Source organism: Paracoccus kondratievae (assembly GCF_009301415.1).
In the GTDB taxonomy this organism is placed as follows: domain Bacteria; phylum Pseudomonadota; class Alphaproteobacteria; order Rhodobacterales; family Rhodobacteraceae; genus Paracoccus; species Paracoccus kondratievae.
The window spans coordinates 1,255,365-1,278,646 of record NZ_CP045072.1; the positions used below are offsets into that span (position 1 = coordinate 1,255,365).

General features: G+C 58.4%; 21 protein-coding genes, 1 tRNA gene and 2 pseudogenes. 12 read left to right on the forward strand and 12 right to left on the reverse strand.

Annotated features, from left to right (window positions below; all coding sequences use genetic code 11):
• Positions 1 to 140: 140 nt before the first annotated feature.
• From F8A10_RS06260 to F8A10_RS06285, 6 genes and pseudogenes are all read right to left on the reverse strand, one after another.
• Positions 141 to 937, reverse strand: a pseudogene (locus F8A10_RS06260) (IS5 family transposase).
• Positions 938 to 980: 43 nt separating this feature from the next.
• Positions 981 to 1,770: pseudogene (locus F8A10_RS06265) on the reverse strand (IS5 family transposase).
• Between the two features lie 152 nt (positions 1,771 to 1,922).
• Positions 1,923 to 2,645 (reverse strand): DUF1217 domain-containing protein, encoded by a 723-nt coding sequence (locus F8A10_RS06270; RefSeq protein ID WP_152366928.1) that lies wholly within the window; start codon positions 2,643 to 2,645, stop codon positions 1,923 to 1,925.
• A 184-nt stretch (positions 2,646 to 2,829) separates the two neighbouring features.
• Positions 2,830 to 3,183, reverse strand: coding sequence for a flagellar biosynthesis regulator FlaF (locus F8A10_RS06275; RefSeq protein WP_085503155.1), 354 nt, complete (start codon positions 3,181 to 3,183; stop codon positions 2,830 to 2,832).
• A 59-nt stretch (positions 3,184 to 3,242) separates the two neighbouring features.
• On the reverse strand, positions 3,243 to 4,085 hold the full coding sequence (locus F8A10_RS06280; protein ID WP_085503153.1) for a flagellin N-terminal helical domain-containing protein: 843 nt from the start codon (positions 4,083 to 4,085) through the stop codon (positions 3,243 to 3,245).
• Between the two features lie 159 nt (positions 4,086 to 4,244).
• Complete coding sequence (locus F8A10_RS06285; RefSeq protein WP_010400260.1) at positions 4,245 to 4,556, reverse strand: hypothetical protein; 312 nt, start codon at positions 4,554 to 4,556, stop codon at positions 4,245 to 4,247.
• Positions 4,557 to 4,913: 357 nt separating this feature from the next.
• On the opposite strand from F8A10_RS06285, the gene fliK reads away from it, so the two are divergent.
• The 8 genes from fliK to F8A10_RS06330 all read left to right on the forward strand — a co-directional run bounded on the left by fliK (position 4,914) and on the right by F8A10_RS06330 (position 12,694).
• On the forward strand, positions 4,914 to 6,086 hold the full coding sequence (fliK, locus tag F8A10_RS06295; RefSeq protein WP_193668087.1) for a flagellar hook-length control protein FliK: 1,173 nt from the start codon (positions 4,914 to 4,916) through the stop codon (positions 6,084 to 6,086).
• A 42-nt stretch (positions 6,087 to 6,128) separates the two neighbouring features.
• Positions 6,129 to 6,785 carry a flagellar hook capping FlgD N-terminal domain-containing protein gene (locus F8A10_RS06300; RefSeq protein WP_152367348.1) on the forward strand — a complete coding sequence of 219 codons (657 nt, stop codon included), beginning with the start codon at positions 6,129 to 6,131 and terminating at the stop codon, positions 6,783 to 6,785.
• A gap of 282 nt (positions 6,786 to 7,067) precedes the next feature.
• Positions 7,068 to 8,081, forward strand: a complete 1,014-nt coding sequence (locus F8A10_RS06305) for a LacI family DNA-binding transcriptional regulator (protein ID WP_152366931.1) — start codon at positions 7,068 to 7,070, stop codon at positions 8,079 to 8,081.
• Positions 8,082 to 8,159: 78 nt separating this feature from the next.
• Entirely contained in the window at positions 8,160 to 9,242 is a 1,083-nt protein-coding gene (locus F8A10_RS06310) for a sterol desaturase family protein (RefSeq protein WP_010400266.1), read from the forward strand.
• Positions 9,239 to 9,553, forward strand: a complete 315-nt coding sequence (locus F8A10_RS06315) for a MocE family 2Fe-2S type ferredoxin (protein WP_010400267.1) — start codon at positions 9,239 to 9,241, stop codon at positions 9,551 to 9,553. The genes F8A10_RS06310 and F8A10_RS06315 overlap by 4 nt, the downstream gene beginning before the upstream one ends.
• 75 nt (positions 9,554 to 9,628) lie before the next feature.
• Complete coding sequence (locus F8A10_RS06320) at positions 9,629 to 10,573, forward strand: substrate-binding domain-containing protein (protein ID WP_152366932.1); 945 nt, start codon at positions 9,629 to 9,631, stop codon at positions 10,571 to 10,573.
• A gap of 52 nt (positions 10,574 to 10,625) precedes the next feature.
• Positions 10,626 to 11,831 carry an NAD(P)/FAD-dependent oxidoreductase gene (locus F8A10_RS06325; RefSeq protein ID WP_152366933.1) on the forward strand — a complete coding sequence of 402 codons (1,206 nt, stop codon included), beginning with the start codon at positions 10,626 to 10,628 and terminating at the stop codon, positions 11,829 to 11,831.
• Positions 11,831 to 12,694, forward strand: coding sequence for a sugar phosphate isomerase/epimerase family protein (locus tag F8A10_RS06330; RefSeq protein WP_085503138.1), 864 nt, complete (start codon positions 11,831 to 11,833; stop codon positions 12,692 to 12,694). Before F8A10_RS06325 ends, F8A10_RS06330 begins: the two co-directional genes overlap by 1 nt.
• Before the next feature lie 11 nt (positions 12,695 to 12,705).
• Here the strand turns inward: F8A10_RS06330 and F8A10_RS06335 are convergent, their stop codons facing one another.
• Together F8A10_RS06335 and F8A10_RS21810 are read right to left on the reverse strand one after the other, a co-directional pair.
• Positions 12,706 to 13,374, reverse strand: coding sequence for an ABC transporter ATP-binding protein (locus F8A10_RS06335; RefSeq protein WP_010400754.1), 669 nt, complete (start codon positions 13,372 to 13,374; stop codon positions 12,706 to 12,708).
• A gap of 3 nt (positions 13,375 to 13,377) precedes the next feature.
• Positions 13,378 to 15,090: a capsule biosynthesis protein gene (locus F8A10_RS21810; protein WP_152366934.1), complete on the reverse strand. Its 1,713-nt coding sequence runs from the start codon at positions 15,088 to 15,090 to the stop codon at positions 13,378 to 13,380.
• Between the two features lie 173 nt (positions 15,091 to 15,263).
• On the opposite strand from F8A10_RS21810, the gene F8A10_RS06345 reads away from it, so the two are divergent.
• A complete protein-coding gene (locus tag F8A10_RS06345) occupies positions 15,264 to 16,016 on the forward strand; it encodes an ABC transporter permease (RefSeq protein WP_010400760.1) in 753 nt (250 codons plus the stop codon).
• A 122-nt stretch (positions 16,017 to 16,138) separates the two neighbouring features.
• The gene (gene glf / locus F8A10_RS06350) at positions 16,139 to 17,284 is read left to right on the forward strand and encodes a UDP-galactopyranose mutase (protein ID WP_085501054.1); all 1,146 of its coding nucleotides are present in this window, start codon (positions 16,139 to 16,141) and stop codon (positions 17,282 to 17,284) included.
• 416 nt (positions 17,285 to 17,700) lie between these two features.
• Here glf and F8A10_RS06355 read toward each other — a convergent pair.
• A tRNA-Leu gene (locus F8A10_RS06355) sits at positions 17,701 to 17,784 on the reverse strand.
• 404 nt (positions 17,785 to 18,188) lie between these two features.
• Positions 18,189 to 19,136: a lipoyl synthase gene (gene lipA / locus F8A10_RS06360; RefSeq protein ID WP_010392269.1), complete on the reverse strand. Its 948-nt coding sequence runs from the start codon at positions 19,134 to 19,136 to the stop codon at positions 18,189 to 18,191.
• Between the two features lie 153 nt (positions 19,137 to 19,289).
• Here lipA and F8A10_RS06365 point away from each other — a divergent pair, with 153 nt between their 5' ends.
• Complete coding sequence (locus F8A10_RS06365) at positions 19,290 to 19,838, forward strand: peroxiredoxin (RefSeq protein WP_010392270.1); 549 nt, start codon at positions 19,290 to 19,292, stop codon at positions 19,836 to 19,838.
• Positions 19,839 to 19,929: 91 nt separating this feature from the next.
• Here the strand turns inward: F8A10_RS06365 and F8A10_RS06370 are convergent, their stop codons facing one another.
• Positions 19,930 to 21,093, reverse strand: a complete 1,164-nt coding sequence (locus F8A10_RS06370; RefSeq protein ID WP_152366935.1) for a DUF6456 domain-containing protein — start codon at positions 21,091 to 21,093, stop codon at positions 19,930 to 19,932.
• A 213-nt stretch (positions 21,094 to 21,306) separates the two neighbouring features.
• Here F8A10_RS06370 and F8A10_RS06375 point away from each other — a divergent pair, with 213 nt between their 5' ends.
• Positions 21,307 to 21,639: a DUF6477 family protein gene (locus F8A10_RS06375; protein WP_227493344.1), complete on the forward strand. Its 333-nt coding sequence runs from the start codon at positions 21,307 to 21,309 to the stop codon at positions 21,637 to 21,639.
• Here F8A10_RS06375 and F8A10_RS06380 read toward each other — a convergent pair.
• Positions 21,626 to 23,224: a helicase HerA-like domain-containing protein gene (locus F8A10_RS06380; RefSeq protein WP_152366936.1), complete on the reverse strand. Its 1,599-nt coding sequence runs from the start codon at positions 23,222 to 23,224 to the stop codon at positions 21,626 to 21,628. The genes F8A10_RS06375 and F8A10_RS06380 overlap by 14 nt on opposite strands.
• Positions 23,225 to 23,282: the final 58 nt, after the last annotated feature.

The following is a 23,282-nucleotide window of genomic DNA, read 5'->3' on the forward strand; positions in this document are numbered from 1 at the left end:
GTCACACGAACACTTTGGCGTGTGATGGCCGTTGTTTGAGAAGTCGCGCCCGATCAGGCTTCACAGGAGCAATCCACGGGTTAACGGTCTGAGATGACGAGACCTGCCCCTGCCCGCTCTTATATTAAAAATTACCTGGTTCATGTTACCAACTGGCGGATCCATAGCCTGATGGATGCTATGTCGACGAAGCCGGGGAAACTTGCTGCAGTTTTGTCATAGCGGGTTGCCAGCCGGGGGCTGTTCTTGAGTTTGTTGAAGCACCGCCCGGCCATGTTGCGCAGCGTATAGATGGTCATGTTGACAACCGTTCGAACCTTGCGGTTCCTGCGCATCGGGATCATCGGCAGGGCGTTGCGGCTTTCGATCTCTTCCCGAATTTCCCCTGTCCGCCACCAGAACCGCAGGCTGCGGCAAGTTGTCAGCCATCACCAGATCACAGCCGGTATGGTCGGAGTTCTGGCCCGGCGTGATCCCGGTCCTCATCGGGGCCCGCGCCGTTGCCGCGGAGATGGATCCTGGTCGGGAACCCACCTCTCGAATGGCCAGGAGCCTCTTTCGGAGTCCCCTTTTGCGCCCGCCGCATGATGACAGGCGCGGATCACGGTGCTGTCGACCATCTGGAGTTTGTAAGGTGCAATTCCCGCGTGGTCCGAGCCGCGTCCAGAATGTCCTCCCACAGCCCCGCCAGGGTCCAGCGGCGGAACTGACGGCAGACCGAGGACCATTTGCCGAACTCTTCGGGCAGGTCGCGCCAGGGCGCACCGCTTCTTGCAGTCCGGAAAATCCCATACAGAACAAGACGATGATTGGATAGCTTGCGCCCATGCGGGTGTCGGACGGCACGAATAAAGCCTTCGAGGAAGGCCCACTCATCATCGGATATCAGGTTGCGCGCCAAGCTCCATCTCCCCGCATAGAGATGAGCTTGAAACACAGGTCGTCGACCACCGAAATCACTTTCGCCAACACAAACCAGGTCATGTTGACAAATGGCGAAACCAAAGTCGGATCGAGGTGATGTCGATGAAGCCCAGGAAGCTTTCGGCGGTCTTGTCGTAGCGGGTCGCCACGCGGCAGGCGTTCTTGAGCTTGTTGAAGCAGCGCTCGACGAGGTTGCGTAAACGGTAGAGGGTGCGGTCCACAGCCACGCGTAACTTACGGGACTTGCGCATCGGGATGACTGGCACGATGTTGCGCGCCTCCATGTTTTCTCTCACCTTGTCGGAGTCATAGCCACGGTCGGCAAGCAGAACGCAGGGCTCGGGCAGGTTGTCGTCCATGACCAGATCGAAGCCGCGATAGTCCGAAGTTTCGCCCGGCGTGATGTCCGACCTCATGGGCAGGCCCGCGCCGTTGACGCGGAGATGGACCTTGGTCGTGAATGCACCGCGCGAACGGCCAAAACCCTGTCGCGGAGTCCCCCTTTTGCGCCCGCAGCCTGATGGTGGGCGCGGACCACAGTGCTGTCGATCATCTGGAGCGCGTCCGGGGTGCCAGCCCGCTCGCGTTGAGGGCCTCCAGCATCCCCTCCCAAAGCCCGGCAAGGGTCCAGCGCCGGAACTGGCGATAGACCGACGACCACCTGCCGAACTCATCAGGCAAGTCACGCCAAGGCGATCCGGTGCTGGCGATCCAGAAAATCCCATCCAGAACAAGGCGATGGTTGGTGGGCTTTCGTCCATTCGGGGCGCGGATCGCCAGGATGAAGCGCTCGTGAAACGCCCATTCCTCGTCCGACATCAGGTCTCGTGCCAAGCTGGTCTCCATCGCAGAGACCAGCTTGAATCACGTCCAGCACGTCCTGTGAATCCCTTTTGTCAACACGGCCTAAGCATGTATAAAAACCAAACCACAAGAACAGCAATAAAATTATAAATATTTCAATCGAAAAACAAAAAACACCCTTGAAATAACGCCTATCAGTACCCTCTGATTAAAGTGAGAGCTGCAGAATATTTTGATGATGCTGAAAGGTCTACACTGCTACGTATGAGATATCTATCAAATAACTTATCCACAGACTCCGCAGATTCAAATTGCTTAACGTCATCTGCCCCGGTAAGTTTAAGAGTTCTCCGCTTAAGCTCTAAAAGTTGCCTATCAACAGAAAGTCCCGAAAACCCAGCTGTAAGGCCATAAGCCCCCGCAAAAACCGTGCGCAAGGATTTCGAGGAAATAATATGATACCACTTGGCGTTATCGGTTACACTCGATTCAACCAAATCTTGAAGCTCCCGACGTCCGTTAAGAACAATCTCTATCTCCGGATGTTGCAAGCCAACATTTTTTGCAAATGATTTCTCAACATACTTGCCAAGAATACGTTCTATATCCAACCCCTTCCACCCTTCATCTAATGACGAAGGAAAGGCAAGGGCCTTGCACATGTCAAGATATTTTTTATCAGAAATTCTATTAACAAAACTATTCTTATCATCCGGATCCGAGGTAAGAATTTTCTTGATAAAGTACTTATTCTTTATATCCGAATCGAGACCAAAGGCAGTCAGGACGACGGAAAATATTTTTTGGTCCCCGATAAGATCATCTACGTCTCTAATTTTTGAAGCATTATCTGAAAAGTATTTAGAAACAAGCTTTACTTGGGAACTTTGAGCGTACGCGGTTTTCTGCCTGGTCATAGATCTCTCCAAAACCTTCCAACCAGCATACCCCCCGACCCCAATTTGAACAGTATAACTCAAAGTCACTCACCCACTAATTCTGTAAAAACGCCATGGTACATGGTCAAATTCTAAAGCAAACCACCAACTACAAAGTCGCCCAGAGGATGAATGACAGTTCTGCACAGAACGGCACATAAGTTTACCTGCCCACCCCCCTCATCATAGCTTTATTTATATCAATTAAAACATCAACAGACGCTTCCTCCACAAGCACACGAAACCCGTATTTCAATACAAAGGAGGAAAGAGATAATATTCCCACCTTCACATCTTCTGGCAATAAATTCCCAGGGGATCGCACATCATCAGCCAATACAACCCAAAGCTGATTGTTGTAAACTACAGAATTTAAAATTAACCTGCGGTCATTTGAAATTTTAGCAGCCTGCAGTTCCCGTGTAGAACGAAGAAAAGCGGCATATTCATGATCTCTCTCGTTTCTAACTTCATCATATCCTTTGAAGTCACTAAAATTCACACAACCAACACTCATATAACATATCCAGAACAGCGTTCATTTAATTGGGGCGCCACTAAAGGCACCCCGTTTAATTAACGGAACAGAGCCAGGATATTTTGAGGCGCCTGGTTTGCGATAGAAAGTGCCTGAACGCCCAACTGCTGTTGAGTTTGGAGCGCTTGCAGCCGCGCAGAAGCCTCCTCCATATCAGCATCCACCAAAGCACCAATTCCGGTAGTAAGAGAGTCCGCGAGCCTTGAAACAAAATCTGACTGATCGCTGATCCGCTTCGCCGCTGTACCCAGTTGCGCAGCACCCTTCTTGGCAACCTCGATCATAGTTTCGATCTCACCAATTGCGGTCTGCGCCGTCGCTGCATTGGTGATAGTGGTCAGTGTAACTCCTTCAATTTTCTCTTCGAAATTCACAGAATTTACGGTAATCGTTTGAGCGGTCGTCGTCGTCTCGCCTTTAGTCCGGTCCAGAGATGCGAGGACGGTAAAGGATGTCGAGCTACCAACCGGATTAGTTTTAAGCAGATTGACCCCGTTCATCTGGGTGCCATCGATAATTGAGACAATCTGGTTTTTCAGCTGCACGATCTGCTCATTGACAGTGCCAAAGTCATTCGCATCACTGCCGGCGCTGGCCGCCAGGTCTTTCATCTGCACCAGCAGATCGCCAATCTGCTGCGCCCCATCAAGTGCGGTCGTTACCACTGCCTGCGACAGGTTAAGGTTGCTCTGCAGGGTTTTAAAAGTCGATTGATCCGATTCCATCACCTTAGCAATCGACCAAACGGCAGCATTATCTTTTGCCGTAGCTACTTTTTTCCCCGTTGAAATTTCATTTTGCGTTTTATTGAGGTTCGCGTTAATCCCTTTCAGGGTTTGCAGTGCGACCATTGCACCATTATTAGTCAGAATACTGGACATCTTTAACCTCGATTATTTCCGGACACTATGTCCCACTCAAGACAGCTCGGCATCTACCGAACAAAGAGATCCCGATTTTCTCTACATCGGAAATCATCTCTACTCTTTACCTGCCTCTTCAGGTCCTGTGATGCAATCAAATATCATGAAAAAATTTATTCAAAATCTATATCCCTTATCCACCGCAGGATAACAATCCGTCCTTTTTCCATACTCATCATAGATATAGATACTGCGGGTGAGGGCCATGATCTCATCAAACTGGTATCGGACCGCCGCCGCACCGTCTCTCACAGCTGTAATCAATGCCCGAATCGTAAGAAGAGCTTCAGTACATCCTGATGCATTTTCACCCCCCACCTTTCCAGCAAGAACCAACTCTTCAAACTGCCTGATGCCCTTCATTGCATCGACAATCCGAGCTTCCAGAAGATGCTCTTGAACCTGGTGTAGCAGTTGTAATGGTTTCATTTTTACCCCATATCCGATATATGCAGATTTAGCGCCAGACGCTGTGCAAGCTGAGAAGCGTAGGCATCCTTTAAAAAGCTGCTAAAATGCTCCTCCCCCACACCGCCCCCAAACCCTGAGGATGTCTGTTGCGGCCACGCGTATTTCAGCATCTCTGAAAGGAACATCCGCTCGAGCCCATCATAAGGTTTTGTTATCGTTCCGCTTTTCACTGTAGGACTGGGCATCCATCCAACCGGCTCCATGTAGTAATACCCTTGTTTGAAGTTTACACGACTTCATTCTATGGAGGAGGAGTAAATATTTGGTAACGTTCTTGTAGTATTCCATAGCGATACCGTCCCTATGGAGCCATCAATGATACGCATCGGTTTTGAGATTTTACCTACGCATCGGCATGGCATCTCCGATTCCCAGAACAAGGTGGATTCCAACAGGTATGATCGGCCAGATTTCATCGACGCATATGAGAAGAGACCTGATCAACCAGACGGGGAAGAGGAAGCTTTGACTTCCGATACCGGGAATCAAGAACAAGGCAGTCCGGCCGAGACAGGGCCGATCGGAATCGATTCACTTCTCACGGATGAGCATTTTTACCAGATTCAAGTGCATAACGAAATATCTTGTTTGCGCGAGTGTGAAGCGGAGGGATCCGATTCGGGTGAAAGCTACGACTCCGACACTCAGGCGGAAGCCGCAACCAGCGCTCATACCGAATCATTCGCCAAATTGGTAGATTATGATGAGATATTTGCGTCCAGAAGTGGTGAAGAAGTTAATGGCCCAGTGAAGCCAAATCAGTCAGCGCATCCGGATCGGATGAACAGCACAAACCTGACCGCCACTTTATCAAGGGGTACTGGCGAAAGCGACCTCCTATCCGATATATCTGAAAAATATACTAATGACCGTGCAGAGACCGCGCGCCTTACATATGTGGATTATACGGAAGATCATGACCAAGTTTCATCCGTTACCTCCATAAGCGGCTCGGGGGAGGAAAATCAGAAACTTCCGAGCCCCTTTAATGAGATGAATTTAAACTACAACACATCCAATCAAGAATATATAATTATCTCGGGCTCGCCAGATCGGAAAATTCCGCTTACCTCCCGCCCGCCCTATCTCCATGCAAATCATATAGCCCAAGCACCTGCATACAGCGCATCGAATCCTGCTGAAGGGGTGATAGAGATAATTCTGACACCAGAAGATTTAGGGCCAATGAAGATTATCCTCACACCCGGAGAAAAGATGCATGTCTCTGTTTTTGCAGAACAGCACGAAACCTATCAGCTTCTTAGGAGAAATTCCGGAATTTTAGAGGAAGAACTACGCCAATCCGGTCTTGGAAAAGCAGATGTGTCATTTTCCAACAACGGGAAGAATAGCCAATCAGGGGGAAGCGTTCCAGAATCCACGCGAAACACTGAGGATGAGCCAGAGGCTTCGACCGGGAAAGCGCCACCGGTGCTGTCAAGAACAGGTCGAAACGTAGCGAATCGTGAAATTGACATCAGAATATAGGAGATCACATTGACAGGACCAGGTAATATCCCACCCTTTGAAATGGGACCGGGACAACGCTCAGGCAGGTCTGCGCCTTCTCAAAACAATCCCGCACAAGGCCAGTTTGATACTTTCCTGAGGATGCTGACTGCGCAGCTCAGAAATCAGGACCCATTAAACCCCATGGAGGGCACAGATTTCGCCGTTCAGCTTGCCACATTCTCGGGTGTTGAGCAGCAGGTCTTGACCAATGCCCTGCTGAAAGAGATGCTGCTAGCCAGCGAGGAAGGAGAGCTTGGACAATTCTCGGACTGGATAGGGCGCGAAGTGCGAACCAGCAAGCCGGTCTGGTTTGATGGCAAGCCTCTTGCTTTGACGGTTGAGGACGTCGCCGGTGCCGATACCATGACTCTTGTGACGCTTGACGAAAATGGTCGTGAAGTCATGCGTGAGAAGATCAGCCCTGACACCAGTGAGATCGAATGGCAAGGTATTGGCAAAGATGGCAAACCACTGCCGTCTGGTTTTTACAGTTTCCGAATTGAGGCAACAAGTAACGGCGAGACACTCAAAACCCATGACGTCGAGGCTTATACCCGCGTAACAGGGGTAGAGATTACCAAGGATGGCCCCAGTCTGATCTTGGAGGGTGGTGGAACGGCTGGCATCAAAGATGTCACGGCACTGCGGGAGCGCTCTGAAACAGCTAAGAGCTGACGAGGGATAAGGTCTCGCCTGGAAAGCTCCGATAAGCCGTGACTGCTTCACTTCCCCGGCACAATCGTCTGCTCAGGCAGGTGAACACCGGCCGTGACTGCCAGGAATGGCCCAAGGAAAGCAAGCATGGGACAACGGGTGCGAGTGATTATAGAGGGATGAAGAGGCAAAGGCAGATCGAATGATTGTCAGACCTGCCGCAACCTACCTGCAGCCCCACTCGACATCCCGAAGGTTTATCAAACCTGCAGGACAGGCCACAGAATCGGCGATATTGCGATAATGACCAAAGGCACGAAGAAACCGACCTTCCACGATATCGCGCTTCTTGCCGGAGTTGGCACCGCTACGGTTGAGCGGGTGTTGAATGGCCGTGGGGGCGTGCGGCCCGAGACGGCAGAAAAGGTTGTGCTGGCCGCACGAACCCTCGACTATCCGCGTATATTACCCGACGCGCATCGCGGGCTGATGCGGATCGAGGTGCTGATGGTACGGCCCGAGACCACCTTTTACCGGCGCCTGTCGCGTGCCTTTGAACGCATTTCTGCAACGCTGGATCCTCTGATCATCGTCCATCGCAGTTTTGCCGAAGAAATGAACCCGACGGAGGTTGCGGCCCGCATCTCCTCTGCCGGGATGCGTCGGGCGGGTCTGATTCTGGCGGTTCCGGATCATCCGCTGATCCGGGATGCCATTGAGAGCATCGCAGCCAAGGGCATCCCGGTAGTCCATGTCGTCACCCGAGCCTCGGACGAAGTGGGAGAGTTTGTTGGAATCGATAATTACGCCGCTGGACGTACCGCAGCGATGTTCATTTCCCGGATGAGCCCCCACAATGGGCGGATCATGGCGATCTGCCATCCGATCTATCGCGTGCATCGCGACCGTATCCGGGGTTTTTCGGATTATTTCGCCGATCATCCGGAAGGTCTTGAGTTCGATTGGGTCGGCTTTGGTCGCGACGAGGAAGCCCGCCACGCCGATCTGCTGTTCACTGCCCTGAACCGGCACCCCGATCTTGCTGGCCTGTACAACGCGGGCGGAGCCAATGCGGCGCTGATCGAGGTGCTGCGCCGGCATCCGCGCGGGCGCGATCTGTTCTTTGTCGGCCATGAGCTGACCGACTATACCGCACAGGCGCTGCGGGACAGGGTGATGGATGTGGTGTTGGATCAGGCACCAGAGGCGCAGGCCCGCCGCGCCCTTGATATGGTACTACGCCGCATCGGCCTGACCGAGATTGAGCCCGATCAGGACCCCATCCGCTTTATCACCATCACCGCCGAAAGCCTTTGATCTGATTTGATCAAGGAAGCTTTCGGCTTCCCCGGACCTTGCTGCTACATCTTGCCGCAGGAGGAGGGCCGGCAGACCATGGCGCATGACGCCCTCCGCCCCATCCCCATCGCCGAGGAGAGCGTCATGGACGATCTGCAATATGGAACGCGTAACAAGCGCGGCGACTGGACGCCGAACCGTCCTGTCGAGCCTGCGCCGCTGTTCGACTTTCCCCCGCGTATCAAGGCCATCCTGAAATGGCTGCCGCATTATTTCCTGCCCTGGAACGTGATCTTCGCCGTTTCGGCAGTCGCTTACTGGGCCTGGATCATCCCTCCGGTCGAGTCGATGCAAAGCATCCGGCTGGGCTGGATCGGCTGGCTTTATGCGGTGAACGCCCTGTGCGTTTTACTGTTCTACGGCGCGTTTGAACTGCACCTCTATGTGCTACGCCGTCAGGAAAACCGCTTTAAATACAACGGAAAATTCCCCGCCGAACAGCGCAGCAAAGCTTTCTGGTTCGAAAGCCAGAACATCGACAACATCCTGCGCACGTTTTTATCGGGGGTGACGATCTGGACCGGGGTCGAGGTGGTAATGCTCTGGGCTTATGCCAACGGCCATGCGCCATGGCTTAGCTTTGCCGAGCGTCCCTGGACGCTGGCACTGGTCGCACTCGCAGTACCGGTCATTCACGAATTCCACTTTTTCTGCATCCACCGGCTGATCCACACGCCGCTGCTTTATAAATGGGTGCATTCGGTACATCACAACTCGGTCAACCCTTCGCCCTGGTCGTCCCTGTCGATGCATCCGGTCGAACACCTGCTGTATTTTGCCACGGTATTCTATCACTTGATCCTGCCTTCGAACCCGGTGGTGATGCTTTATCAGCTGCATTACGCGGGCTTTGGCGCCATCCCCGGCCATGTCGGCTTTGACAAGGTTGAGGTGGGCGAAAACGGCCTCGTCGATAGCCATGCCTACGCCCATTACCTGCATCACAAGTATTTCGAGGTGAACTACGGTGATGCGCTGATCCCCTTGGACAAGTGGTTCGGCACCTGGCACGACGGCTCGCCCGAAGGCGAGGCGCGGATGCAGCAACGCTATCGCAAGCGCAAGGAAAAGCTTGCCGCCCGCAAAGCCCGAATGGAAGCCGGGGGAGCCACCAAATGACCGATTGGGTAACTGCCTGCAAACTTGACGATATCGAACAGGAAGGCGCGATTCGCTTTGATCACAACAGCCGCACCTACGCGATCTATCGCGGCCCCGATGACAGCGTCTGGTGCACGGCGGGCCTGTGCACACATGAGGCGATCCATCTGGCTGACGGGCTGGTGATGGATTTCGAGGTGGAATGCCCCAAGCACTCTGGCGCCTTTGACTATCGCACCGGCGAGGCTTTGCGCCTTCCGGCCTGTGAAAACCTGCGCACCTATCCAACAGAGATAGTGAATGGCGAGGTTCGCGTGGCCCTGGGATAGGGCTGCGCACGCACCAATGGCCCCGCGACCGGAGCCTGGGAACGCAAGGGGTGCCGCGCACCCAAGGGAGGAAGAATGAAACGGATCATCGCCGCGGCTTCGATCGCCGCGCTAAGCGCCGCTGCCGCAGGGGCAGAAACCATCGGCGTCTCGATGCAAAGCTTTGACAACAATTTCCAGACTCTGCTGCGGGAGGGGTTGCAGAAACGCGCCTCGGAACTGGACGGCGTGACCCTGCAGATCGAGGACGCACAGACCGATGTCGCCAAACAGCTTAATCAGGTGAACAACTTCATCGCTTCTGGTGTCGACGCAATGGTGGTGACGCTGGCTGATACCTCGGCCGCGCCCGGGATCTCGGCGGCGGCTGAGCAGGCGGGGGTTCCTCTGGTTTATCTGAACCTTGAGCCTGCGAATATCGCAAGCCTGCCGGCGACACAGGCCTATGTCGGCTCGCGCGAGACTGAATCGGGCAAGCTTGGCGCCGAGGCCGCTTGCGATCTGCTGAAGGCCAAGGACAAGCAGGGCAATGCGCAGGCCTATATCCTGATGGGCGATCTGGCGCATGAGGCGGCGCGCGAAAGATCCGCCTCGGTGCGTGACACCCTGGCTGCGGGGGATTGCAAGGACGTGGCCATCGCCGACGAACAGCCGGCGGCGTGGCAGCGCACCAATGCCATGGACCTGACCACGAACTGGATCACCTCGGGCCGGCCGATTGATGTGATTTTCGCCAATAATGACGAAATGGCCATCGGTGCCATTCAGGCACTCAAGGCTGCGGGCACCCAGATGGATGAGGTGATCGTCGTCGGGATCGACGCCACGCAGGATGGTCTGGCCGCGATGCAGGCGGGTGAGCTGGACGTGACCGTGTTCCAGAACGCCGCCGGTCAGGCTGCAAGCGCGCTGGATACCGCACTCGCACTCGCCCGGGATGAGCCGGTCGAACAGCAGGTTATGGTACCCTTTGAGCTGGTCACACCGCAGAACATGGCCTCTTTCGCGGGCCGCAACTGACCGGATGGCCGGCGCACGCCCACCGCGCCGGCCCCTGCAAGCGGAGAGCAATATGAACGGCATGGTCATCATCGGAGCTGGCGAATGCGGTACCCGCGCGGCATTCGCCCTGCGCGAGGCGGGCTGGAGTGGCCCTGTCACCCTGATCGGGACCGAACCCGGCGTGCCCTATGAGCGCCCGCCCCTCTCGAAACCCCGGGATGGGATAGTGCTGCGCAAACCCATCTGCCCACCCGAGGCTTTCGGGAACGCGGGTATTCATTATCTGGCGGATTGCACTGCCCGGTCGCTTGATCCCGTCACAAAGACAGTGACGTTGGAAAATGGCGAGGTCCTGCCCTATCACCGCCTGCTGCTTGCGACCGGCGCGACGCCTCGACGGCTCATCTGCCGCGGAGGGGACCGAGCGCTGAACCTTCGCAGCCACGCCGATGCCGAAGCAATTTTTGCGCGCGCATTGCCGGGGCATCCCGTTGCCATTATCGGCGCCGGGCTGATCGGGATGGAGCTTGCTTCCGTGCTGATCAGAAACGGGGCCCCGGTCCATGTGATCGACACCGCCCCTGCCCCTCTGACGCGTGCCGTTCCCAGCCATTTCGCAGCACAGCTGCATCAGCGCCATCAGGCCGAGGGGGTGCGCTTTCATCTCGGTCAGGGCGTCGCGGAAATCGGGGCAGACGGGGTTGCGCTTGCGGATGGCACTTTTGTTCCCGCCGATCTCACAGTGGCGGCCATCGGCGTGGTGCCAGAAACCGGGCTGGCAAAGGCCGCTGGGCTTGCGACCGGAAACGGTATTCTGACAGATGCAGAGTTGCGCAGCAGCGCCCCCGACATTTTTGCTGCCGGGGATTGCGCGGCAGCAGTTCAACCCGATGGCAGCCATCTGCGCCAGGAAAGCTGGCAGAACGCCCGCACCCAGGCCGAGACAGCCGCCCGCAATATGCTGGGCGAAAGCCAGCCTTATGCGGCCCTGCCATGGTTCTGGTCGGATCAATACGACCTCGGCCTTCAGGTCGCCGGTCAGCCCCGGCCTGAATATCATATGGTCCGGCGCCCCCTGCCAGGTGGAGAGCTGGCCTTTTACCTCAACGCTGGCCAGCTCGTGGCAGCAGCAGGACTTGGCGCGGGCAATAGCACCGCCCGAGAGGTAAAGCTGGCAGAGATGCTGATCCTGGCGGGCGCCCGCCCGGACCCGGCTCTGCTCGCCGACTCGGCGATCAATCTGAAATCTCTGCTCAAAAGCGCACGGGCGGCGTAATGCAGCGGCTTTTGGTCTTTCAATCCCTTTGGGCGATGGAGCGTCGCCACACCGACGGGCACGAGCGTAGCCTTGACGAAAACATTGCCCTGATCCTCGACGCCGGTTTCGACGGGATCAGCGCACATTATACCAGCCGCGCTGAGGTTCAGCGGCTAAACCTCGCCCTTTCTGGCTCGGGTCTTGGCGTCGAGGGGATCTGTTTTCCGCGCACAGTGGATGACCTGCGCTTGCCGCTGGAGCTCGCCGCCGAATTCCCGGTCAGCCATCTGAACCTGCAACCTGACATCCGCCTGCGCCGGGTCGAAGACTGCCTGCCCTTGCTGGATGGCTGGCTGTGTCTGGCCGAGGATGCCGGCATCCCAGTGCTGATCGAAACTCATCGCGACCGCATGACCACCGATCTGTTCTTTACGCTGGATCTGCTTGAAGTCCGTCCGGAACTGCCGCTGCTGGCGGATCTGTCGCATTTTCTGGTCGGCCGCGAGTTCGCCTATCCGGTCAGCGCCGAAAACCACACGCTGATCCAGCGCATCCTGCGAAATACATGGGCGTTTCATGGCCGCGTCGCCTCGCGCGAACAGGTGCAGATCGAAATCTCATATCCCCATCACCGCCCCTGGGTCGATCTGTTCCGGCAATGGTGGCGTGAAGGGTTTCGCGATTGGCGCAGCCGCGCGGCGGCCGATGCGGCGCTGGTCTTTACCTGCGAACTGGGTCCCAAACCCTATGCCATCACTGGTCCCGACGGCAATGACACCACCGACCGCTGGAACGAATCGCTGATGCTACGCGACATGGTCCGGACCCTTTGGGCCGAAACAGCCAAACTGCCGACCGAACCTGCCCGCAGATGCAACTAGCCCGCCCCTTTTCATTTTTTTGGAGGTATTTTCATGATTTCTTCGTGTTTTGCGATTGCCTTTTCGAGGTCGTCAAAGACGGTGAGTTTTCCCCGGTCGAGTACGGCGCCCATGTTGCACATCTTGCGGATCATCGGCATCGAATGGCTGACCACGATCGCCGAAGAACTCGCCATACGGTCGGCAAAGACGCGCTGCGACTTGGCGCGGAAATTGGCGTCGCCCACGCTGGTCACCTCATCGACCAGATAGGTGTCAAAATGGATCCCCATCGAGGTCCCCATCGCCAGACGCGACCGCATCCCCGAGGAGTAACTTGCGAATGGCTGGTGGTAATGGGCGCCAAGCTCGGCAAAATCCTCGACGTAATCGACCAGCTCATCGGTATCGACGCCGTAAATCCGCGCCACAAAGCGCACGTTCTGCGCCCCGGTCAGCTCGCCATGGAAACTGCCGGCAAAACCCACCGGCCATGAGATGGTGCCATCCGACAGCACCCGCCCCGAGGTCGGCGCCACCGTCCCGGCAATCATCCGCAAAAGCGTCGATTTGCCCGCCCCGTTGCGCCCAAGAAGCGCAACCGAAGCACCGGTCGGAAACACCGCGTTGATATTGTCCGCAACCTGCGTCTCGCGCCCCTTGAGACGATAGATCTTGGTCAGGTTCTCCAGCCAGATCATCGCTTAGCGGCGGTCCCGGACACTGTAATAGATCAGCACAAGGATCGACCAGCCGGCCAGCAGCAGCCCCGCCACCATGGCCAGCAGCCAGGGACGGTTCGGCTCGGTCGCGCTCTGCGCCACCTTGGGCTCGATATGGGCGGCAAGATAGCGTGCCTGGCGCTGCGTCTCGGCCAGGGCCGTCTCATAGGCGATCCGCGCCGAACGATAGGCACCCTCGGCAAATTCACGGTCCACGGCCAGCTTTTCATATTCCGCCATCAGCTGGGCATAGCTCTCGCCCGCAGGGCCCTGGCCCTCGGCGCCGAACTTGCTGCGCTCGGCCTCGATCAGCCGGCGCAGGGCCTCGATCTTTTGCTGGGCCTGAACCACCCGGTGATCGGTCGGCTGGGCATTGTCCAGCAGCAGGTCATGGGCAACCAGCGCCTCGGCCAGCTGCGCCTGCAACCCGCTCAGCACCCCCATCTGGCCGGCCAGATCGGCCTCGGGGTCGACGATCTGCGAGCGCATGCGAAAGGCGGTCATCGCCTGGCGCGTCTCGGTCAGCTCGGCGCGGGCCTTGTCAAGCTCGGCCCGGGCAAGGCGCGTCGCGTCGTTGCGGGCGACGGTCGAGATCTCGTTGATCTTGTCCGAACTGGCCTGGAACACCGCCGCCGCGATCGCCTGCGCATCCTCGGGGGTAAAGGCGCTGACCTTCAGCGTGATAAGCTGGGTGCTGCTGTCGTAAAGCACCTTGACCTGGCGCTGCCAGTAATCGGTCAGATCCTCAATGTGGTTTTCGGGATTGAAGGCAAAGACAAAATCATGCGGCCAGGCGCGCGAGAAACGGGCGTGCAGGTCAAGCTCGGCGTCGATCCGCTCGACCATGTCCTGGCTGCGGATATATTCGTAAAGCACATCGGTATCGGCCGCCCCGCCGCCACCGGCCAGTGGCGACAGCCCGCCCAAAAGCTCGATCGAGGGGGCGGCCTGTTCGTTGCGCACCGTAAAGCCGACGGTCGAGACATATTGATCGCTGGCCCGCAGCCACAGATAGGCAGCCCAGATCAGCGTCGGCAGCACCACCAGCGCAAGGAATGAGCCAAGCATCAGCCAATGCCGCCGCCGCGGCTGGGCGATGCCGACCGGCGGCCGCACCGGCTGGGCGGGCACCGCCCTGGCCGGGGTCGTGGCCACAGCCCGGGCCGGGGTCGGCGCCACCGGTTTGGCAACCGGCTTTGCTGCAGGCTTGGCGACGGGCCTGGCCACCGCCTTGGCCGGAGGCTGTGCCGCGGGTTTGGCCGCGGCAGCCGCAGGTTTGGCCGCGGCAGCGGGTGCAGGCTCCTGCATGGGACGGACCGGAATCGGCCTGGCCTCCTGCTCCTGCGGGCGCAGCGCCGGAGGATTGGTCTTGCCCGCCGCAGGCTGCGGCCCGGTCACCTGCGGTCCGGTCACCTGCGGCCCGGCCACCTGCGGCTGGGCCACCTGCGGCTGGGCCACCTGCGGCTGGGCGCGTGACGCATCCGCCTGACCCGCATCCGCAGGCCCGGCGGGCTGGGCCGGCTGAGCCTTGGCCCCCAGGCCCTGCTGCTGCTGAAAGGGACGTTGCGCGACGGCCGGCGCGGCCGTTTGCGGCGCAGCGGGCGCAGCCGCCTCGGGGGCGGGGCTTGCGCTGGCTTGCTGCCGGGCGGCCGGCTGGCCGGTCTTGTCACCGGCCGGAGGAGAAGAGGTGGTCACGGGCGGGGGCCTTCGCTGGTTTACCTTTCGACTGCAGTTGTTACATATTGCCGCCCGTACAGACCAGCGTTTGCGTTCACATGTCCGATATCGCCCCCGTTCCGGCACGCCCCGTTCCAGCATCCCCGGACCGCCGTCCCCAGCGGCCCGGCCGGCATGGGCCGCGTTTCCGCATGGTCCGCACCGTGACCGCCCTGATGCTGCGAGAAATCGCCACAACCTATGGCCGCTCGGTCGGCGGCTATATCTGGGCGATTCTCGAACCGGTCCTGGGGGTGGCGCTGCTTAGCGTGCTCTTCAGCCTTGCGCTGCGCAGCCCGGGGCTCGGGTCGAACTTTCCGCTGTTTTACGCCACGGGCTTCCTGCCCTTTGCGATGTTTCACGACCTGTCCAGTAAAACCGCGGCGGCAATCCGCTTTTCCAGGCCGTTTCTTGCCTATCCCAGCGTGACCTTCATCGATGCGCTGATCGCACGGGTGGTGCTGAACGTGCTGACCCATGCCACGGTCATCGCCATCGTCATCTCCGGCATCTATGTCGCCTTTCAGCTGCCCGGTCCGGTGGACCTTGCCCCCGTGCTCGAGGCACTGCTGCTGCTTGCCCTGCTGGGCATGGGCGTCGGCACGCTGAACTGTTTTCTGATCACCAGCTTTCCGATCTGGGAGCGGATCTGGAGCATCATCACACGCCCCCTCTTTCTCGTCTCGGGCATCTTCTTTCTCTACGACCTCATGCCCGCAAAGGCCCAGGCGCTCTTGTGGTACAACCCCCTTATCCATTGCATCGGACTGATGAGACGAGGCTTCTACCCCACATATGAGGCCGCATATGTCAGCAGAACATATGTCCTGACCGTCGCTATAACACTCATCGTCGCAGGGCTCGCACTGCTCGAAAAAAAACACAAAAAATTACTCGAACGCTAAAGAAAAAGCGGTATATCCGCTCCAGACCGGCGGAATGCCGCAAGGGCTGTGGATTGACCCTAGACCTTCGCTCATCTTGCTGACATGAGCCATGGCGCACAGCAGGAAATCGGGAAAAGACAATGAAGATACTCCTTGTGGGCGCAGGTCTGTCTGGCGCAGTGATCGGACGTCAATTGGCCGAAGCAGGCCATGATTGCCGCATCATCGACAGCCGTTCGCATATCGGCGGCAACTGCCATACCGAACGGGACAGCGAAACCGGCGTCATGCTGCACGTCTATGGGCCGCATATCTTCCATACCGACGACGAAGGCGTCTGGAACTATGTCAACCGCTTTGCCGAGTTCATGCCGTTCCAGAACCGGGTCAAGACCACCTCACAGGATGCGGTCTATTCCCTGCCGGTGAACCTGCACACCATCAACCAGTTCTTCGGCAAGACCCTGCGCCCGGACGAGGCGCGCGCCTTTATCGAAAGCAAGGCCGACAGCTCGATCACCGATCCGCAGACATTCGAGGAACAGGCGCTGCGCTTTGTCGGTCGCGAACTCTATGAGGCGTTTTTCAAGGGCTATACCGAAAAACAATGGGGCTGCTCGCCTCAGGATCTGCCTGCGAGCATCCTCAAGCGCTTGCCGGTTCGCTTTAACTATGACGACAACTATTTCTTCCACCGTTTCCAGGGCATGCCGCGCGAAGGCTATACGGCGCTGATCGCCGGGATTCTTGACCATCCGCGCATCACAGTCGAGCTTGAGACCACCTTTACGCCTGCCATGGCCGAAGAGGCCGACCACGTCTTCTGGTCGGGGCCGCTTGACGGTTATTTCGACTATAGCCTTGGCCGGCTGGGCTATCGCACGCTGGACTTTGAGCGTTTCACCTATCAGGGCGACTATCAGGGCTGCGCAGTGATGAACTATGGCGACCGAGAGGTGCCATGGACCCGTATCACCGAGCACAAGCACTTCTCGCCTTGGGAAAGCCACGTGGGCAGCACCTGCTACCGCGAATATTCGCGTGCAGCTGAGCCAGAAGACATCCCCTATTACCCGATCCGGCTGGTCGAAGAGAAATCGCTGCTGGAAGAGTATGTAAGGCTGGCCGAGGCCCAGAAGAGCGTAACCTTTGTGGGCCGACTTGGCACCTATCGCTATCTCGATATGGATGTGACCATCCGCGAGGCGCTGGACACGGCCGAGACATTCCTTACCTCAGCGCAGACGGGGCAGCAGATGCCGACCTTTGCCAAGTCTCCGCTGTAAATCGCTGCAAATCATAGGGTGCGGCTGAAAAGCCGCGCCCTTTTCAAGCTGAGCCGCCCCTCATTGCGCGCAATCCTGCCCAGGCATCCAGCCAGATTGTGCCTTGCTGAACCTCGCGCCCCAGTTCAGCGGCCCCCCTATTGTACTTGGCTTGGTGGGGTACTCCTACCTCGGGTGATGCAGCTACCCGCATTGCGTAAGCTGACGAATATCGCTCTGGAGTTCAGATCCCGGAATCACGGCGCCGGGCACGGAGATGGTGGGACACGATCGCCTACGGGCGAGCAGGAAGTCTCTGTCTTGGGCCGCCCACGCCATGTCGGAACGAACAGGGAGCAAAGAATGAAGGTGGGACGCCGATTCTACCGGGGGGATCAGAGACCGCGACCAGCCGCAGAAAGTCAAGCGATCTCAATTGGTACCCGAGGTCGGACTCGAACCGACATGCCTTGCGGCGGCGGATTTTGAATCCGCTGCGTCTACCATTCCGCCACTCGGGCAAACCATTGCCTGTCGGGGATTTAGAACAGAACCCGTATCCGGCGCAAGGGGCGCTCTCAATATGTCTCTCAACATTCTTGCTCTGTGCGTGTTCCGTTCCACGCCCCACCGCCAAAGATCATGGCCTGCGTGATCAGGTTCTCGCAGAGCGGTTATAAATGATCCAACCCTATGTCGGTCATTTAACGCAAATAAGCCACCAACCACGGGATGCCATCGTGCCAGTTTACGGCGCACACATCAGGCACCTGAAACCGGCCCTATAATAGCGTCGGGAAACCGTCCTCGCCGCCGCAGCCCAAGAAAAACCACCATAGCAATCCGTCACCGGAAAGGCTCAGAAAGACGTCGCCCGGACGCGCAGCAGCGAGACCGGGGCGACGCGTCATTCACAGATTCGCGCTTAGGCGTTGCTGAATTTGGCCAGCCGCGCATCGCGCAGCTGCGCGAAATCGTCACCGGCATGATAGGACGAACGGGTCAGCGGCGTGGCCGAAACCATCAGGAAACCTTTGCCGTAAGCCGCCTTTTCATAGCTCTTGAACTCGTCGGGTGTAACGAACCGGTCCACCCGATGGTGCTTGGAGGTCGGCTGCAGATACTGGCCGATGGTAATGAAATCGACATCGGCAGCGCGCATATCATCCATAACCTGCAGCACAGCCTGGCGATCCTCACCCAGCCCCACCATGATCCCCGATTTGGTGAACATGGTCGGATCAAGCTCTTTCACCCGCTGCAACAGGCGCAGACTGTGGAAATAGCGTGCGCCGGGCCGGACCGAGGGGTAAAGCCCCGGCACAGTCTCAAGGTTGTGGTTAAAGACGTCGGGCCGTGCTGCGACCACGGTCTCAAGCGCACCCGGTTTCGACTTCAGAAAGTCAGGCGTCAGTACCTCGATCGTCGAATTGGGCGAGCGATGACGGATGGCCCGGATGGTCTGGGCGAAATGCTCGGCCCCGCCATCATCCAGATCGTCACGGTCGACCGAGGTAATGACGACGTGCTTCAGCCCCAGCTTCTGCACGGCATGGGCAACGCGGCCAGGCTCAAACGCGTCCAGCGCATTCGGCTTGCCGGTCATCACATTGCAGAAGGAACAGCCACGGGTGCAGATCTCGCCCATGATCATCATGGTGGCGTGACCCTGGCTCCAACATTCGCCGACGTTCGGACAGCCGGCCTCTTCGCAGACGGTCGAAAGGCGGTTGTTGCGCAGGATGTCACGGGTATCCTTGTAACCCTGACTGGTCGGTGCCTTGACCCGGATCCAGTCCGGTTTCTTCGGCTGGGGCTGGTCGGGACGGTGGGCCTTTTCGGGGTGGCGCAGAACCGGGGGCATATCCGCCATGTCGGCATCCTTTGCTGTAGGTCAGCCAAACTTACGGTTTTTTCAGCCCTTGATCAACGCCAATACAGGGTGCATCTATACGCCCCGATGCCGCATCGCAGCATCACAGAATAAGAGGGAGGAGCCGATGACGAAAGGACGAAAGGACAAAAGATGAAACCAGGCGATCAGCTTCCCCAAGTGACCTTCAGGACCCGGGTACGCGACGAATCCGTCGGCGGGCCGAACCCCTATCGCTGGCAGGACATGACCACCGACGATTACTTCAAGGGTAAGCGCGTGGTGCTGTTCTCGTTGCCCGGGGCCTTTACGCCCACCTGCTCGACCTACCAGCTGCCGGGCTTTGAGAAAGCCGCTGCCGAGATGGCCGAACTGGGGATCGAGGCGATCTATTGCCTGTCGGTCAATGACAGCTTTGTCATGAACCAATGGGCCAAGGCGCAGGACCTGAAAAACGTCAAGGTCATCCCCGATGGCTCGGGCGAGTTCACCGAAAAAGTCGGCATGCTGGTGCGCAAGGATAACCTTGGCTTCGGCGCCCGTAGCTGGCGCTATGCCGCAGTCGTCAACAACGGCCAGATCGAAGCCTGGTTCGAAGAGCCCGGCCGCATGGACGATTGCCCCGAGGATCCCTATGGCGTCAGCTCGCCGGAAACGGTTCTCGACTGGCTGCGCGCCAATCCGGCCAAAGTTGCCGCCTGAACGCACCACCTCATTTCAGCACGTGAAAAGGGCGCCATTACGGCGCCCTTTTTCCCCCTGCGGTCCATACCTGCCATCCCCGGCCCAATGATCAGCCGATCAGCGGTGCTCCGGGACCGTATGTTTCGCGGTAGTGACGTTCGAGCCGCATCAGGGCAAGCCGCAGCACGATCTTGCCTGACCGGGCCGACCAGCCAAGCCGCCGCTCGGTCATCTCGATCCCTTCGAGAAAGCAGCAGACACGCAGGCACATATCGCCCAGCCCCGGCCCAAGTTCACGCAAGGCTGCCGCAACGCGGTTGCGCGCGCCCTCCGATCCGCCGCTATACCCCACGGACTGGCGCGAGACATCAGCCCCGGCAGTCAGAAAGCGATCCCAGTTCTGGGTAACTCGCGGCCCCATCTGCGCAAGCTCAAAGTCCTCACGCAGACGCTCGCCCGCTGCGACCTGTTCAGAGGACAGAAAGGGTAGCCCATCAGAACCGCGCCGGCGTGCCAGCACTAACAGCGGGCTGTCGGCGATATTGATCCGGGTCCGGCGACGGCGGCCATCCTCGGGATCGGTGATCTCTCGTTCTTCCCACTGCCGATGTTGATCGGCATGGCTGGAATCGGCCTCTGTCGCAGGACGAACCGGGGTCGCCAGCACGAAATCCTCACCCGTCGGCAAAGCGGTGCCGCGCCGTGCCGAGACGATGGCCCGCAGAACCTCGCGCCCCTCGACAGAGAGGACATAACGGTTGACCCTGCCCTGCCCCTGCAACTGGACCCATGCGCGGATCGCCATATGCTCGGCCAGTTCGCGGTCAAGGATCGCTGTGCGGATATCGTCACGAATAACAATGGCCTTGTCCATGCCCTCGGCCACCACCAGCTGCGCACCCGGCTCGGCAAGCCGGCGCAGAATGCGCGCGATCTGCCGCATGCCTGTCCTGCCCGGCGCAACCATAGGCCTGCCCTCAGGGCCCGCCGCCACCCGCTCAACCGCACGATCAACCAAGGGATCATCCCTTCGCGCCTCGAAACGACGGATGCGGCGCAGGATGGTCGAGGCATGGCAGCCTGCCTCGCGCGCCAGTGATCGGATCGTCTCCCCCCCTTCGACATGGCGCAGATATAGCTGCAGATCAGCGTCTTTGGCCGGTTGGCCATGTTGGGGTTCGGACGGATTTCGAGCCGTGGCGTCGACGCCGGCGGGTATGGCGGCAACCAAGGCGTCCGGGGCGAAATCTCCCGTCACAATCGTCATGGTCATTCCTTCGCTTCCTGCAGACAAGCGGGCATCTGCTCATCCATGGGTTGTTTTCTCATCCCTGTCCCTTGGAACCGGGTCAGGCGGAGATGCGGCAATATTTGCTAATAATTCCTAAAGAATTCTTGCCGCTGCGTGCGCACGACAGCACCCAACCGCAACACGCGTCAAAATTGCAGATGATCACGGCGAGTTTGACGGGCCGAGGGAAACCCCATGACAATGATGAGCAATGTGATCGCTTTTGTGCCGCGCCGCGAGACGCCGACCTTGCGTCGGCCACGCCCCCTCGTGCGGGCAGCGCAAGCCGGGCTTAAGAGCTGGAACCGAAGACGCGATCTGCGGCGCCTTCTGAAATGCGACAACCTGCCGTCGCCGGGCACCGCCATGACCCGTTTACTGGCCGAAGAGAACCGGATCGACCAGTTTCGCCGCACAGGTCAGGCAGGATATGACCCTCATCGCCATATCCTGCTGCTGATTGCCATTCTGGCTGAATGCGCTGAGGCCGCACCGCGTCCCCTGGCGCAAGCACTCATTTGCCCCTGAAAAGGCTCCCCAGAACCCCGCGCACCAATGCCTGGCCGGTCTTGGTGCCCAATTGCCGCGCAAGGCTTTTGCCAAAGGTCACGGCAATCGAGTCGCTGTTCGATCTGGAACCAGAGCTTGCGCGGGGCCGGGGTTTGTCGGGGATCTGAAGGCCGGGGTTATAGCGACGCCCGCGATTATGTTCGCGGCCCATCTGCCACAGATCATCATCGTCGCTGCGGCCCGCACCAGCGGTAGCCCCTGCCCCTGCGCTATCCACAGCCGCAGCCTCGGCGCGTTTAGCCAGCAGTTCGGCCGCTGATTCCCGGTCAAGCGATTTACCGTATTTCAGCGCCATTGGCGATTGAGTGTTGATCGCAGCGCGCTCGGAATCTTCGATCGGGCCAAGCTGCGACAGAGGCGGGCGGATCAGGGTGCGCTGGACAATGCCGGGCACGCCCTTGGCCTCAAGAAACGAGGTCACGGCCTCGCCCGTCCCGACAGATTGGATCGCCTCGGCAGTATCGAATTCAGGGTTTGGGCGATAGTTCTGGGCAGCCAGCCGCAAAGCCTTCTGATCCTTTGCGGTAAAGGCACGCAAGGCGTGCTGCACCCGGTTGCCCAGTTGGCCCAGCACCGATTCGGGCAGGTCAGCGGGATTCTGACTGATGAACCACAGGCTGACCCCCTTGGAGCGGATCAGCCGCGCCACCTGCTCGATCTTGTCGATCAGCGCGGGCGGGGCATCGTCAAACAGCAGATGCGCCTCATCAAAGAAAAAGGCAATGCGCGGTTTGTCGGGGTCGCCCACTTCCGGCAACTGCTCGAACAGTTCGGACATCAGCCACAAAAGGAACGTCGCATACAGACGCGGCGCATTCATCAGCCTTTCAGCCGAAAGAATATTGATCATCCCCTTGCCCGAGGCATCGGGCCGCATCAGATCGGCCAGTTCAAGCGCCGGCTCTCCGAACAGCAGATCGCCGCCTTCGTTCTGCAAAACCATCAGAGCGCGTTGAATCGCCCCAACCGAGGCGGTCGAGACATTGCCGTATTTCAGGCTCAGCTCTTTGGCGTTCTGCCCGACCCAGACCAGCATCGCCTGCAGGTCCTTCATGTCGAGAAGCGCCAGCCCCTCTTCATCGGCGACACGAAAGGCGATGTTCATCACCCCCTCTTGCGCGTCGGTCAGCCCCATCAGCCGCGACAAAAGCAGGGGGCCCATCTCGGCCGGAGTGGTGCGGACCGGGTGACCACGTTTGCCCCAGATATCCCAGAATGTGACCGGGAATTCCTGATAATCCAGCTCGACCCCGATCTGTTCGGCACGTTTCTGGAAACTTTCGTGCAGCTTGCCTTCCGCCCGGCCAGGTTTGGCAATACCGGCAAGGTCGCCTTTTACGTCCGCAAGAAACACCGGTACCCCGGCACGGGAAAAGGATTCGGCCAGGGTTTGCAGCGTCACCGTCTTTCCGGTCCCGGTCGCCCCCGCAATCAGCCCGTGGCGATTGGCGTATTTCAACAGCAGCTGTTGCGGCTCGGCATGATTCGCGCCACCACCGCCCACGAATACCGTTCCGGCCTCCAGATCGACGATCTCGGTCATTCTTCCTCCATGTGGATCGGCAGAAAAGTGCAACACACGACGAAAGGACAATACCTTG

Excerpts from the sequence above, each read along its gene's own strand:
- F8A10_RS06275 (WP_085503155.1), bottom strand. The coding sequence starts at position 3,183 with ATGAGTGTTGGTTGTGTGAATTTTAGTGACTTCAAAGGATATGATGAA.
- fliK (WP_193668087.1), top strand. The coding sequence starts at position 4,914 with ATGATACGCATCGGTTTTGAGATTTTACCTACGCATCGGCATGGCATC.
- F8A10_RS06345 (WP_010400760.1), top strand. The coding sequence starts at position 15,264 with ATGGTCCGCACCGTGACCGCCCTGATGCTGCGAGAAATCGCCACAACC.
- F8A10_RS06315 (WP_010400267.1), top strand. The coding sequence starts at position 9,239 with ATGACCGATTGGGTAACTGCCTGCAAACTTGACGATATCGAACAGGAA.
- glf (WP_085501054.1), top strand. The coding sequence starts at position 16,139 with ATGAAGATACTCCTTGTGGGCGCAGGTCTGTCTGGCGCAGTGATCGGA.
- F8A10_RS06300 (WP_152367348.1), top strand. The coding sequence starts at position 6,129 with ATGGGACCGGGACAACGCTCAGGCAGGTCTGCGCCTTCTCAAAACAAT.
- F8A10_RS06280 (WP_085503153.1), bottom strand. The coding sequence starts at position 4,085 with ATGTCCAGTATTCTGACTAATAATGGTGCAATGGTCGCACTGCAAACC.
- F8A10_RS06270 (WP_152366928.1), bottom strand. The coding sequence starts at position 2,645 with ATGACCAGGCAGAAAACCGCGTACGCTCAAAGTTCCCAAGTAAAGCTT.
- F8A10_RS06375 (WP_227493344.1), top strand. The coding sequence starts at position 21,307 with ATGACAATGATGAGCAATGTGATCGCTTTTGTGCCGCGCCGCGAGACG.
- F8A10_RS06370 (WP_152366935.1), bottom strand. The coding sequence starts at position 21,093 with ATGACCATGACGATTGTGACGGGAGATTTCGCCCCGGACGCCTTGGTT.
- F8A10_RS06285 (WP_010400260.1), bottom strand. The coding sequence starts at position 4,556 with ATGAAACCATTACAACTGCTACACCAGGTTCAAGAGCATCTTCTGGAA.
- F8A10_RS06320 (WP_152366932.1), top strand. The coding sequence starts at position 9,629 with ATGAAACGGATCATCGCCGCGGCTTCGATCGCCGCGCTAAGCGCCGCT.
- F8A10_RS06325 (WP_152366933.1), top strand. The coding sequence starts at position 10,626 with ATGAACGGCATGGTCATCATCGGAGCTGGCGAATGCGGTACCCGCGCG.
- F8A10_RS06310 (WP_010400266.1), top strand. The coding sequence starts at position 8,160 with ATGGCGCATGACGCCCTCCGCCCCATCCCCATCGCCGAGGAGAGCGTC.
- F8A10_RS06365 (WP_010392270.1), top strand. The coding sequence starts at position 19,290 with ATGAAACCAGGCGATCAGCTTCCCCAAGTGACCTTCAGGACCCGGGTA.
- F8A10_RS06380 (WP_152366936.1), bottom strand. The coding sequence starts at position 23,224 with ATGACCGAGATCGTCGATCTGGAGGCCGGAACGGTATTCGTGGGCGGT.
- F8A10_RS06330 (WP_085503138.1), top strand. The coding sequence starts at position 11,831 with ATGCAGCGGCTTTTGGTCTTTCAATCCCTTTGGGCGATGGAGCGTCGC.
- F8A10_RS06305 (WP_152366931.1), top strand. The coding sequence starts at position 7,068 with ATGACCAAAGGCACGAAGAAACCGACCTTCCACGATATCGCGCTTCTT.
- lipA (WP_010392269.1), bottom strand. The coding sequence starts at position 19,136 with ATGGCGGATATGCCCCCGGTTCTGCGCCACCCCGAAAAGGCCCACCGT.
- F8A10_RS06335 (WP_010400754.1), bottom strand. The coding sequence starts at position 13,374 with ATGATCTGGCTGGAGAACCTGACCAAGATCTATCGTCTCAAGGGGCGC.